Origin of the sequence: Synechococcus sp. TAK9802 (genome assembly GCF_014279535.1) — a bacterium.
Lineage (GTDB): Bacteria > Cyanobacteriota > Cyanobacteriia > PCC-6307 > Cyanobiaceae > Parasynechococcus.
In genome coordinates this window covers 2,155,972-2,168,802 of the sequence record NZ_CP047937.1, presented here as the reverse complement: position 1 = coordinate 2,168,802, position 12,831 = coordinate 2,155,972, and the positions used below count along the sequence as shown (strand labels likewise).

The following is a 12,831-nucleotide window of genomic DNA, read 5'->3' as shown; positions in this document are numbered from 1 at the left end:
CTGGAGGTGGGCACCGATGGGCAAGGTTGTCGGCATTGACCTTGGCACCACGAACAGCTGTGTTTCCGTGATGGAGGGCGGAAAGCCCACCGTGATCGCGAACGCCGAGGGCTTCCGCACCACGCCCTCCGTGGTTGCTTACACCAAGAACCAGGATCAGTTGGTGGGTCAGATCGCCAAACGTCAGGCGGTGATGAACCCGGATAACACCTTCTATTCCGTCAAGCGTTTCATCGGCCGTCGGGTTGATGAGGTGAACGAGGAATCGAAAGAGGTGAGCTACGGCGTTGAAAAGGCCGGCTCCAACGTCAAGGTGAAGTGCCCGGTTCTCGACAAGCAATTCGCGCCTGAAGAGGTTTCCGCCCAGGTGCTGCGCAAGCTGGCCGAGGACGCCGGTAAGTATCTCGGTGAAACCGTCAGCCAAGCGGTGATCACCGTTCCCGCCTACTTCAACGACTCCCAGCGCCAGGCCACCAAGGACGCCGGCAAGATCGCTGGCCTTGAGGTGCTTCGCATCATCAACGAGCCCACCGCTGCGGCTCTGGCCTACGGCCTCGACAAGAAGAGCAACGAACGCATCCTGGTCTTCGACCTGGGTGGCGGCACCTTCGACGTGTCCGTTCTGGAAGTTGGCGACGGCGTGTTTGAGGTGTTGTCCACCGCTGGTGACACGCACCTCGGTGGCGACGATTTCGACAAGGTGATCGTTGATCACCTGGCCGAGACCTTCAAATCCAACGAAGGCATCGATCTGCGTCAGGACAAGCAAGCCCTGCAACGCCTCACCGAAGCCGCTGAAAAAGCCAAGGTTGAGCTGTCCAACGCCACCCAGAGCGAGATCAACCTGCCGTTCATCACGGCCACGCCTGAGGGTCCCAAGCACCTGGATCTCACCCTCACCCGCGCCAAGTTCGAGGAACTGGCCTCCAAGCTGATCGACCGCTGCGCCATGCCTGTGGAGCAGGCGCTCAAGGACGCCAAGCTGTCCTCCGGCGAGCTGGATGAAATCGTGATGGTGGGTGGTTCCACCCGCATTCCGGCCGTGCTCGAACTGGTGAAGCGCATCACCGGCAAAGACCCCAACCAGACGGTGAACCCTGATGAGGTGGTGGCTGTTGGTGCTGCCATTCAGGGCGGTGTGCTGGCCGGGGAGGTGAAGGACATCCTTCTGCTAGACGTCACGCCCCTTTCCCTGGGTGTGGAGACTCTCGGCGGTGTGATGACCAAGATGATCACCCGCAACACCACGGTTCCCACCAAGAAGACCGAGACCTACTCCACGGCTGTGGATGGTCAGACCAACGTGGAAATCCACGTGCTCCAGGGTGAGCGCGAGATGGCATCCGACAACAAGTCGCTTGGAACCTTCCGTCTCGATGGCATCCCCCCGGCTCCCCGGGGCGTGCCTCAGATCGAAGTGACCTTCGACATCGACGCCAACGGCATCCTCAGCGTCACCGCCAAGGACAAGGGCAGCGGCAAGGAGCAGTCCATCTCGATCACCGGTGCGTCGACCCTCTCGGATTCCGAGGTCGACAAGATGGTCAAGGACGCCGAGGCCAACGCCAGCGCTGACAAGGAGAAGCGCGAAAAGATCGACCTCAAGAACCAGGCCGAAACCCTCGTCTATCAGGCTGAAAAGCAGATGGGAGAACTGGGCGACAAGGTTGATGCTGATGCTAAGGCGAAGCTGGAGGAGAAGCGCCTCAAGCTCAAGGAAGCCACCGAGAAGGACGACTACGACGCGATGAAGACCCTGCTGGAGGAACTGCAGCAGGAGCTCTACACCGTGGGCGCATCCGTCTATCAGCAGGAAGGGGCTGCAGCTGGTGCTGGTGCGCCTGGTGCTGACGCCGGTGCCGGAGCCAACGCCGGTGGTGGCGATGCGAGTGACGACGTCATCGACGCGGAGTTCACCGAGACCAAGTGACTCTAGTTTTCTCTGAATTTTTTATAAAGATTCAGAGAAAAATTAAAAGCTTATTTATAGCTCTCGTTGAATCTATTCAGCGGGAGCTTTTTTATTAATTATCTGTGCTAATTTATAGTTAAGAGTTGACTCTAGATATATATCACTGGACCTCTTTTTAAATTTCTTATTTGAATGGGCTTTATGCAAACTTGCCGAGTTTGGGGGATGCAACCCATCCCAACGTTTGTTAACGCCTTAAGGGCTCAACGCCCGCAAACGCTGCTTCAGCTCAGCACTGGTTAGTGTCCAGCTGAATTCAGCCGCCCGTTGGGGGCCCTTCTGGGCGAGCTGCTGTTGCAACCCATTCGATCGCAAAAAGTTGTCGATTGCTGCTGCCATTTGCTCTGGCTTCAGGGGATTCAGGGGAACAGCCGTTTCCCCTACCACTTCTGGTGACGCCCCGGCCGTGGACGCCAAAACTGGTGTGCCGCAGGCCATGGCCTCAAGCGCCGGCAAACCAAATCCTTCCCACAGGCTGGGAATCACCAAAGCGCGTGCCCGATTGAGAAACTCCAAGCGTTCTTCGTTGCTCACCCAGGCGGTCCAACGGCAACGGGAGGCAACACCCAACTCCTGGGCTAGCGCCTGAAGCTTGGGGGTGTAGCGGCGATCGTGGGGGCCCACAAAATGGATGCGGTGCTCGCGATCGCGCAGCGCTGCCACCGCCTGCAACAAACGGCGCAGGTTTTTGTGGGGGTCATGGCGTCCCAGCACCAGCAATTCTGGTTCGCGCGCCAAGCCCAAGGGGCGCAGCTGTCCTGGGTTAAAGCCCAGCTTCAACACGGACAAGCGGCGTGTTGGCACGCCAATTCGGCCATGAACCTCACGGGCCGTGGCCTCGGAATTACATAAGACGTGGCGGGCGCGGCGCAGCACCAACGGCACATAGGCCAGGTGATAAGCCAGCAGCGGCGTCAGCTGGGGGTAGCGCAGTGGCAACAGGTCATGGGCCAACACCACTGAAGGAACCCCTGCCAATAACGGGGCTTCCGGTAACGGCGACAACAACAGCGGCGCACCACTGGCGCGCCACAACGCCGGCAGTTGCGTTTGGGTCCACCACAACCGCCGGGCATGGCCCGCGCTGCCTTGATCCGGCGCCATGCCTTGGGGCCACAGGGCTGGCACCTGATCAGGGCCTAGGGCAGCGGCCAAATCTCTGGCCACAACACCAATTCCTGTGGGCCGCTGTCCTACATAGCTGCCGTTAAAGAGAGCGAGGGGTGCCTGCATGAGAGTTGCGCGTTCACAGTGGGCCGTGCCCCACTGTGAGAATTATCCTTCGGTTTTAGATTGGTTAGCTAAAACTATTGGTACGAAAATAGCAAAAGTTTTGCTGTCCTTTGCTTTTTGAAATTTCTGGTACAAATAATCAGTTGATTCGTCAACGTGATGTTGGCTCATGGCTTTTTTATGATTGTTCAATCGCAGTCGCTACCCACTCCGCGGTGCCAGGCGTCAGGAGAACGCCGTTGCGGTAGTGCCCAGTAGCAACGATTAATCCAGGTTCTAGTTGTTCCAGAAGGGGGGCCGGGCGGTTCACGGGCCGGGCTCGTAGTCCATTCCATTGCTCAATCACGGTGGCCAAGCGCAGCCAGTCAGGTGCCCGTTTGTTCAGGTTGCGCATTAGGGCCAGAGGCTCGTCCGAAGCGCGATCGCCTGCTTCCACGGTTGCCCCGAGCAGCAACCGCCCGGGTGCGGTGGGAATCAGGTTGAAGCCCTGATCCACCAGCACTGCGGGCCAGTTGCGCCACGATGTTGGACCCGTGGTCAGCTGGAGTAATAGTGCTTGCCCCAACACCGGCGTCATCGGGCGGGCATGGCCCAGGGGTTCCAGCAAGACGTCCGAGCTCAGGGCTGTGCAGAGCACCACAACGTCATGAATGGAGCTGTCTCCGTTGGCTCGATGCAAACGCCAGTGCTTGTGATCGCGCTCCAGTCGGATCACTTGCGCAGCGTTTAGCTCCACGCTTTGCTTTGCCAACGCCTGACGCAGGGCCAGTTGCAGCAGTATTGGATCTACTCGACCATCGTGGCGCGAGTGCAGGCCACCGTGCTTGGCCGTTGGCCAGACCGCTACCAGGTCGGTGTTGGCGACCATTTGCAGGCCTAGGTCAACGCGTTGGGCGGCTATCGACTCCATTCGCTCAGCCGTTCGTTCGTCCTTGGCGATTTGCAGCAGGCCCGGATGGAGTTCCAGATCAGGTTGGTGAGCTTGCAGCGTTTCGATCCATTGCGGCCAGAGCTCCATGCTTCGGAGGCGCAGCCTCCAGCCCCGCCCGCTGCTGCGCCGAAACACGTGGCCCATCAGCACCCCGAGGGATGCCGATGTTCCACTCAATTCGTTTGCTGATCTCTCGCGATCAACAGACTGGTTCAGTCGAGGGTCGGAAACGGAAACATCGTGCCCTTGCTGGGCGAGATGCCAGGCAGTGCCGAGGCCTATGGCCCCAGCACCAATTACTCCAACGGAGCGGGTCAGTTGAAGGCCTCAGCGGGGATGAGATCGCTGTAGGCATCAAATCCTGCAGCCACGGCGCTGTAGGACTTCTGCAGGCGGCTGAAGTCCTGCAGGCGCGCCGCTTCATCGAGATCAGCCAGAGCTTCTTTCAAGGAGCGGGCCACCTTGGTGGCTTCCTTGCGCTCGCTCTTGTCGAGGCGCTGATTGATGTAAAGCATTTCTCGGCTCACTTCCTGCATGGGGCCATGAAGGAGGTTGCGGGTAAACACCCAATCCTTTTCACTCACCAGCCGTGCCAGATCAGGCAGACGGGACTTTGCGTCTTCAAAGGCTGCGGCCTGGCGGCGGATCACGCCCAGATCGTCAGGACTGATGCCGGCAGCGTTTACAGAAGCCGGAGCTGTCAGACCCAGGCTCAAAGCGACGCAGAGGCAGAACGCGGCAAGGCGGCTCAGAGCCTTCAGCATGGTGATCGAAAATATTCATGTGACTTTAACCAGCCCCTCCTGCGCGGGAGAATTTTGTTTTTCAAAGCGTTGTTGTGAGTGACGCCACGGTCATCCTCCAGATGATCTGCCCTGATCGTCCGGGTCTGGTCAGCGAACTGGCGGGTTGGGTGGCAGCCAATGGAGGCAGCATTCGTCATGCCGATCACCACACGGACTCGGGAGCAGAGTTGTTTCTCAGCCGGATTGAGTGGCAGCTCCAGGGATTCGGTATACCCAGGGATGTGCTTCCTGAAGCAGCTCAGGCCCTGGGACAGCGGCTTGGTGGTGAAGCGCAGCTCCACTTCTCAGACGACCATCCCCGTGTGGCGATTTTTGCCAGCAAGCAGAGCCACTGCCTGCAGGACTTGCTCTGGCGGGTTCAAAGCGGGGAGCTGCCGATGCAGGTTCCCTTGGTCATTGCCAACCATCCGGATTTGGAACCCCTATGTGCGTCGTTTGAGGTTCCTTTTGTTTGTGTCCCGGTCAGTCGGGACACCAAGGCGGAAGCGGAGCAGCGGATTCTGCAGCTGCTTGAAGAGAACAAGATTGAACTTGCGGTGCTGGCCAAATACATGCAGGTGCTGAGTAGTGATTTCCTCGAGCGTTTTCCCGAGGTGATCAACATTCACCACTCGTTTCTGCCTGCGTTCAAGGGCGCTCAGCCGTATCACCGGGCCTGGGACCGTGGGGTCAAGCTCATCGGTGCTACAGCCCATTACGTCACCGAAGATCTGGATGACGGCCCGATCATTGAGCAAACCACCGTTCCCGTCAGCCACCGGGACGAGGTTGAGGATCTGATCCGCAAAGGCCGAGACACGGAACGTCTTGCCTTGGCGCGGGCCCTTCGCCTTCATCTGCGCCGTCAGGTGATGGTCTATCGCGGGCGTACGGCGGTGTTTGCATGACGGTCCGTTTGTACGCATGGCTGAGGGGCGACTCCCCGGCCGCTGCTTCCCTCTGGGGTTGGTGCCTGTTTCAGCTCGGACTGCTGCTGCTTCCTTCTTCAGTGTTGCTGGCCAGCCTGCTGTTGCTGCCGGCCTTGGTCCTGGGCAGCCTCCGTCGTGAATCCGCCTACTGGCGTGATCGCTGGAACTGGCCGCTCATGGTGGCTGGCGGGCTCATGCTGCTCGGGTGTTTTAGCGCCTTGCGTGCTGATCTGGCTTGGGCCGGTCTGGCCAATTGGCTGCCTTTCTTCTGGGGGTTCTGGGGGTTCCAGCCCTATGTGGCGGAGGCGGGGGCGCGTCGCCGTGCGGCGCTCTGGTTGGTGGCGGGGACGGTGCCTGTTGTGGTGACTGGCTTGGGTCAGTTGTGGTTGGGTTGGCAGGGTCCCTGGCAGTCTCTGGGGGGCCTGGTGATCTGGTTCATGGCTCCTGGAGGTGAGCCAGTGGGCCGGCTGTCGGGTTTGTTTGATTACGCCAACATCGCCGCGGCCTGGTTGGCGCTGGTGTGGCCGTTGATGCTGGCGGCCCTGGTGCAACCCGGACTCGATCGCCGTCGTCGGAGTGTGGTGCTGATCCTGGCTGTCGCTTTGGTGACGGCTCTCGTGCTCACGGATTCCCGCAACGGCTGGGGCTCGTTGGTGCTGGCGGTGCCCCTGGTGCTTGGGCCGGTGACTTGGCCTTGGTTGTTGCCCCTGCTGGCCCTTGGATTGATCCCTGTTCTGCTGGCGGTGTGGCCCGGTGTCCCGGAGCTTCTCCAGGACCCTGCCCGGGCTTTGGTGCCTGAGTCGGTGTGGTCACGGCTCAGCGACAGCCGCTATGCGGGGGAGCGTGTCTTGGCCTCCACCCGTCTCAGTCAGTGGGGTTTGGCTCTGCAGTTCATCGCTGAACGCCCATGGCTGGGCTGGGGAGCCGCGGCTTTTTCCGTGCTGTACCCCTTGCGCACGGGCACATGGCATGGCCATTCCCACAACCTGCCATTGGAGCTGGCGGTCAGCAGTGGGGTGCCGGTTGCGCTTGCTCTGGTAGGTCTGGTGCTGGTGTTGTTGATCGTCTCGTTGCGCTGCAGCCGCATGGGGTTGTTTGATCGCGCCTGGTGGGCTGCGGTGCTGGTGCTGGTGGTGCTTCACGGCACTGATATGCCGTTCTTTGACAGCCGCCTGAACATTGCCGGTTGGATTCTGTTGGCCGGACTGCGCAGTCGGATTCGGCAGACCGAGACGGCAGCGGTCAGCCAAGGCTGAGCGCCTGTTGGCGGTGCTCTTGCAGCTTCTCTTGACTCAAGGGGCCATCGAGATGGCCCCAGGGCAGGACCGTGTCAGAGGCCCAGTCGTCGTGCACCACGCTTTGCCAACTGGGGGGTAGCGGCAAGACAACGCCTGCACTGCGGGCTTCAGGGAGTTCACCGGCCAGAGCCGCTCGGTAGGCCTTCTTCCAACCCCCCAGGCTTTCCTGGGAGCCGCGCACCGCTGCAATCACAGGGGCCAGGCGCCGGTCGCTTCGAGACAGCAGGGCCTGAATCACGCTCCAGCCATAGCTTTCCGGACGTAGATCAATGCCTTTGGGTTTGAGGCGTTTGGCCAGCAGTTTCAGGCGTTTTTCCGCTTCGGGGCGTACCCCCTGCCATTGGAAGGGAGTATGGGCCTTGGGAACGAAAGTGCTTACCCCCAGGGTGAAACGCAGTCCAGGGGTGGCTTTCTTGAGGCTCAGTAGCAACGCCGCGGTGCTCTCCACATCGTCGTTGTCTTCGCAGGGGAGTCCCACCATTCCATAGAGCTTTAAGGCCTTGAGACCTCCTTGCTTGGCATTGCGGGCCGCAGCTTCGATTTCTTCGCAGCTGAGCTTTTTGTTCACTACGCGGCGTATGCGCTCGCTGCCGCTCTCGATTGCGATGGTGAGGGATTTGCTGCCTCGACCTGCCAACACTGCCGCCAGCTGGGGAGTGACCGTAGCGGCCCGTACGGAACTGACGCTGACGCGTAGGTCATCGAAGCGGTCTTGGGCCAGCCACTGGAGCAGATCGCCGAATTGGGGGTGCTGGGTTACGGACGCTCCCAGCAGGCCGAGGCGTTTGGTGGCTTTAAGGCCTTTTTCCACCGCCGGGATCAACCCGTCATCCAAAGATGGTGTTCGGAACGGCAGGGTCAGATAACTGGCCAGACAGAAGCGGCAGAGCTCCGGGCAGCTGCGCACCACTTCCACCATGTGAATGTCGGGCCATGCCGCTTCTGGGGTGATCACCGTGGAGTGGCTGAGGCTGTTGCCCCGCCAGGTCTGTTTGGCCACCCGTTCTGGAAGAGTTGCATCCACCGGTGCCACCCCCAAAAGGGTGCCGTCCGCTGTATAGCGGGGTGCATGGAGCTCCGGCACGTATATCCCCGGCACCCGGGCTAGATGCTGCAGTTGTTCAGCTCGGGGTTGGCCCTTCACGCTCTGCAGGGCATCGATAAAGGCGGGCAGCAGATCCTCGCCATCGCCCAGCAGCACGACATCAAAAAATGGTGCAAGGGGCTCGGGATTGGCGGTGAGCACAGGTCCGCCACCAAACACGATTGGATGCTCGTCGGTGCGCGCGTGGCTCCAGATCGGGATGCGCTGCTGTTCCAGCAGATCGAGCAGGACTGGTCCGTCGAGTTCCCAGCTGAGAGAAAGCCCAAACAGGTCGCAGTGCCGGTGGGGTGGATCTCCTTGATCAGTGAACAGCCGGCGCACGTCGACGTCGGTCCGCATCGCCAGGGTGGACCAGACGATCTGATAACCGAGGCTGGTGATGCCCACGGTGTAGGTGCTGGGAAAGGCCAGCACCGTGCGCAGGGCTCCGGGTTCCGGCCTGGCCGGATCGAACAGCAGCGTTTCCTGGTTCAGCTGGGGCCTCCTGTTGGGCCTGATGGCGGGGTTGGCGGTGTGAACGGACGTCTGTAGCGGTTGAGCTTCATGGCCATCCGATCTTCAGCGTTGAGTTCCATGCCCATCTGACGCTCGTAGATCGAGTGGGGATGGAACAGTCGGGCGATCACGAAGCTGGTGAGACAGGCCACCAGGATCGGTTTGAGGATCAGCAGATCCTTGGTGAGGGCAAAGGCCAGGAACATCGCCGAGATCGGCGTGCGGGAACAGCCTGCAACGAAGGCGCCCATGCCCGCGAACACATAGGTGGTGGGCACATGGCCGGTGAGGGCCTCAACGCCAAATCCACCGGCTAAGCCAATGGCCCCTCCCAGCGTCAGCATCGGCATGAACAGTCCCCCTGGCGCTCCTGATCCCGCCGCCAGTCCGGTGCTGAAGAAGAGCACCACAAAGCTGGCGAGGGCCAGGCTGATATCGGCCTTGCCGGCTCCAATCAGGTGCTTCAGTTCGCTGGGGTTATGGAAGGCATCCGGCAGGGCTGCATAAACGCAGCCCAGCACGAGCCCGCTCACCGTCATGCGCAGGATCAGTCGGTCTCCGAACCAACGGTTGCCCTGCCGCTGCATGGTGAGCACGTAGCGGGTGTAAAGCTCCGCCAGCACACCGATCACCACACCGAGAGCCACCAGATACAGCAGATCCACTGGTAGGAAGCGCACTAGGGGGGTGTACTCCCGTTCCAGTTGAAACCCGATGGTGCTGTTGAGCCCGCCGCCCCCGGGTTTGAGGCCGAGAAAGCCGAGCACATCCGCCAGGGTGTCGGCCGAGAAGGTGGTGATGATCACCAGCAGCAGCACCACGGGCCTGGCGGAGTGGAGCAGCTCCTCGATCGCGTAGATGAATCCACCGATGGGAGCATTGAACACGGCGGCAATACCGGCACCACCACCGGCGGCCACAATCACCCGGCGAAAGGCCACCGGTGCCCGCAGCCAGCGGGACATCTGCCAGGCCACGGAGCCGCCCATCTGAACGGCGGGGCCTTCCGGGCCCAGGGGGAAACCCGAGCCGATGGCAATGATGCCGGCCACCAGTTTCACCAGGCCCACCCGAAGCCCCATCGGAACTGACCGGTGGCGCAGGAAGCCCATGATGTGGGTGATCCCGGCTCCGCCAGCGGCCGGAGACAGGTTGGTGATCAACCAGGCCGAGACCATGCCGCCGATGGCGCCGAGGGTGGGGAGGACCACCCAGGCTGGAAATTCATCGAGCAGGTCGAGCCGCCAATCCCGCAGCAGGTTGATGCCGCTGGTGAACAGCAGGCCGGTGATAGCAGCCCCAAGGCCCGTGAGCGCCAGAGCCAAAACCACCACCAGCCAGCGGCGTTCCAACAACCTCCTGATGCTCCGGCTGGAGCCCAGGAGGTGGCGTCGTTGCTTGGGTTCGCTCAGGGATGGCACAGATGAGGTGATCCGGAATCAGGCCTGAGCCAGAACGGTTGCTTCGTCGTCAGCACTGACCACGCGCCCCTGGTCTTCAAAGCCGCTGATCTGATCGAAGTTCAGGTAGCGGTAGAGCTCGTCGGAGAGGGGATCGATCTTCTCGGCCGCAATGCTGCGGTATTCCTCCGGGGTGGGGATGCGTCCCAGCTGGGCGCAGACGGCGGCCAGTTCGGCACTGCCCAAGTACACCTGAGCACCTTTGCCCAGGCGGTTGTTGAAGTTGCGGGTGCTGGTGGAGAACACGGTGGTGTTGTCCTCCACGCGGGCCTGGTTGCCCATGCAGAGGGAGCAACCCGGCATCTCCATGCGGGACCCGGCGGCCTCGAAGGTGGCGTAGTAGCCCTCCTCTTTCAGGGTCTCTTCGTCCATCCGCGTTGGGGGACAGACCCACAGGCGCGCGGTGTTCTGGCCGGCGCCTTCCAGCACCTTGGCCGCGGCGCGGTAGTGGCCGATGTTGGTCATGCAGGAGCCGATGAACACCTCCTGCACAGGGTCACCAGCCACCTCGCTGAGCAGCTTCACGTTGTCGGGATCGTTGGGGCAGGCCACCACCGGTTCGGTGAGCTCGTCGAGGTTGATTTCCAGCACTTCCGCGTACTCCGCGTCTCCATCAGCACTCATCAGCTGGGGATTCGCCAGCCAGGCCTCCATCTCCTTGATCCGGCGGGCCAGGGTGCGGGCGTCGCTGTAGCCGCGGGCGATCATGTTTTTGAGCAGTGCCACGTTGCTGCGCAGGTATTCGCTCACCGTGTCTTCGGAGAGCTTGATCGTGCAGCCGGCGCAGGAGCGTTCGGCGCTGGCATCGGTGAGTTCGAAGGCCTGTTCCAGCTTCAGGTCGGGCAGACCTTCGATCTCCATGATCCGGCCGTTGAACAGGTTCTTCTTGTTGGCCTTTTCAACGGTCAGCAGTCCCCGCTGAATGGCCACCCAGGGGATGGCATTCACCACGTCCCGGAGCGTGACACCCGGTTGCAGGGATCCGCTGAAGCGCACCAGCACCGATTCAGGCATGTCCAGTGGCATGGCGCCGATGGCTGCTGCAAAGGCCACCACCCCAGAGCCGCCTGGGAAGGAAATGCCGAGGGGGAAGCGGGTGTGGCTGTCGCCGCCGGTGCCGACGGTGTCGGGCAGAAGCATCCGGTTCAGCCAGCTGTGGATGATGCCGTCACCGGGCCGAAGGGCCACGCCACCGCGCTGGGCGAAGAAGTCGGGCAGTTCGTTCTGGGTCTGCAGATCCACCGGCTTCGGATAGGCGGCGGTGTGGCAGAAGCTCTGCATCACCAGGTCGGAGGAGAAGCCCAGGCAGGCCAGTTCCTTCATTTCGTCCCGCGTCATCGGGCCGGTGGTGTCCTGGGAGCCGACGGTGGTCATCAGCGGTTCGCAGCTGGTGCCGGGTCGGACGCCTGCAAGACCGCAGGCCTTGCCCACCATCTTCTGGGCCAGGGTGAAACCCTTGCCGGTGTCTGCCGGGGCTGAGGGGCGGATGAACAGATCCGAAGGGGTGAGGCCAAGCTTGGCCCGCACCTTGTCGGTGAGGGCACGACCGATCATCAGGGGGATGCGGCCGCCGGCCCGCACCTCGTCGCTGATCGTGGTGGGCTTCAGCTCGAACCGACTCACCACCTTGCCGTCCCGTTCGATCGTGCCGGCGTGGGGGCGAATGGTGATCACATCACCGGTGTTCAGGTCGGTGACATCGCATTCGATCGGCAGGGCACCGGAGTCTTCAGCGGTGTTGAAGAAGATCGGGGCGATCTTGCCGCCAAGGATCACGCCGCCTGCCCGCTTGTTGGGCACATGGGGGATGTCATTGCCGGTGTGCCAGAGCACCGAATTGATGGCGCTCTTGCGGGAGCTGCCGGTTCCCACCACATCACCGACATAGGCCACGGGATGACCTTTTTCTTTCAGGCTCGCGATGGTCTTCAGGCCTTCCGGATCGCGGGTCTCGAGCATCGCCAGGGCATGGACGGGGATGTCCGGCCGGGTGGTGGCGTGGGTGGCCGGCGACAGATCGTCCGTGTTGGTTTCGCCTTCAACCTTGAAGACCGTCACGGTGATGCTCTCGGCCAGTTCGGGCTTGGCGGTGAACCACTCGGCTGCGGCCCAGCTGTCCACAACTTGCTTGGCGAAGCGGTTGTCCGCCGCCAGATCCATCACTTCGTTGAAGGCGTCGTAGACGAGCAGCGTTCGGCTGAGTCCCTCAGCAGCACAGCCAGCCAGTGCAGCGTCGGAGTGCTTCAGCAGCTCGATCAGGGCGGCGACGTTGTATCCCCCCACCATCGTTCCCAGCAGCCGGGTGGCTTCCAGTGATGACACCAGGGGGCTTTTGGAGTCTCCCTGAGCCACGGCACTGAGCCAGGTGGCCTTCACGTAAGCCGCTTCATCCACACCAGGTGGGATCCGCTCGCTGAGCAGGTGCAGCAGGAACTTCTCCTCGCCGGCGGGAGGGTTCTGCAGCAATTCGGTCAGTCCCTGGGTCAGCTCGGCGTTGAGCGGAAGAGCGGGAACGCCCTGGGCTTCCCGGGCGGCGGCCAGCTCGCGGTAAGCGCTCAGCATGGAGATCTCTGTTCAGGGATGACCACCATTCTTCCGGACCGTGTCTGTTGCCAGTGAGCGG

At 61.7% G+C, this 12,831-nt stretch carries 9 protein-coding genes; 3 read left to right on the top strand and 6 right to left on the bottom strand.

From position 1 onward, the window contains the following. Positions 1 to 16 precede the first annotated feature (16 nt). Positions 17 to 1,930 (top strand): molecular chaperone DnaK, encoded by a 1,914-nt coding sequence (gene dnaK / locus SynTAK9802_RS12350; protein ID WP_114988798.1) that lies wholly within the window; start codon positions 17 to 19, stop codon positions 1,928 to 1,930. Between the two features lie 237 nt (positions 1,931 to 2,167). Here dnaK and SynTAK9802_RS12345 read toward each other — a convergent pair whose 3' ends face one another. The 3 genes from SynTAK9802_RS12345 to psbQ form a co-directional block, all read right to left on the bottom strand. After that, positions 2,168 to 3,205, bottom strand: a complete 1,038-nt coding sequence (locus SynTAK9802_RS12345) for a glycosyltransferase family 1 protein (RefSeq protein WP_186496555.1) — start codon at positions 3,203 to 3,205, stop codon at positions 2,168 to 2,170. A gap of 178 nt (positions 3,206 to 3,383) precedes the next feature. Continuing rightward, complete coding sequence (locus SynTAK9802_RS12340) at positions 3,384 to 4,454, bottom strand: FAD-dependent oxidoreductase (protein WP_186498243.1); 1,071 nt, start codon at positions 4,452 to 4,454, stop codon at positions 3,384 to 3,386. Next, complete coding sequence (psbQ, locus tag SynTAK9802_RS12335; RefSeq protein WP_186496553.1) at positions 4,451 to 4,900, bottom strand: photosystem II protein PsbQ; 450 nt, start codon at positions 4,898 to 4,900, stop codon at positions 4,451 to 4,453. Before psbQ ends, SynTAK9802_RS12340 begins: the two co-directional genes overlap by 4 nt. Positions 4,901 to 4,974: 74 nt before the next feature. Here psbQ and purU point away from each other — a divergent pair, with 74 nt between their 5' ends. Beyond that, complete coding sequence (gene purU / locus SynTAK9802_RS12330) at positions 4,975 to 5,829, top strand: formyltetrahydrofolate deformylase (RefSeq protein WP_186496551.1); 855 nt, start codon at positions 4,975 to 4,977, stop codon at positions 5,827 to 5,829. Continuing rightward, on the top strand, positions 5,826 to 7,106 hold the full coding sequence (locus SynTAK9802_RS12325) for an O-antigen ligase (RefSeq protein WP_186496549.1): 1,281 nt from the start codon (positions 5,826 to 5,828) through the stop codon (positions 7,104 to 7,106). The genes purU and SynTAK9802_RS12325 overlap by 4 nt, the downstream gene beginning before the upstream one ends. Here the strand turns inward: SynTAK9802_RS12325 and SynTAK9802_RS12320 are convergent. The 3 genes from SynTAK9802_RS12320 to acnB are packed head-to-tail and all read right to left on the bottom strand — an operon-like array spanning position 7,093 to position 12,770. After that, positions 7,093 to 8,667 (bottom strand): radical SAM protein, encoded by a 1,575-nt coding sequence (locus SynTAK9802_RS12320; protein WP_255487776.1) that lies wholly within the window; start codon positions 8,665 to 8,667, stop codon positions 7,093 to 7,095. The genes SynTAK9802_RS12325 and SynTAK9802_RS12320 overlap by 14 nt on opposite strands. A 56-nt stretch (positions 8,668 to 8,723) precedes the next feature. Beyond that, on the bottom strand, positions 8,724 to 10,169 hold the full coding sequence (locus SynTAK9802_RS12315) for a ClC family H(+)/Cl(-) exchange transporter (RefSeq protein WP_186496548.1): 1,446 nt from the start codon (positions 10,167 to 10,169) through the stop codon (positions 8,724 to 8,726). A gap of 18 nt (positions 10,170 to 10,187) precedes the next feature. Beyond that, positions 10,188 to 12,770 carry a bifunctional aconitate hydratase 2/2-methylisocitrate dehydratase gene (gene acnB, locus SynTAK9802_RS12310; protein WP_186496547.1) on the bottom strand — a complete coding sequence of 861 codons (2,583 nt, stop codon included), beginning with the start codon at positions 12,768 to 12,770 and terminating at the stop codon, positions 10,188 to 10,190. Positions 12,771 to 12,831 lie beyond the last annotated feature (61 nt).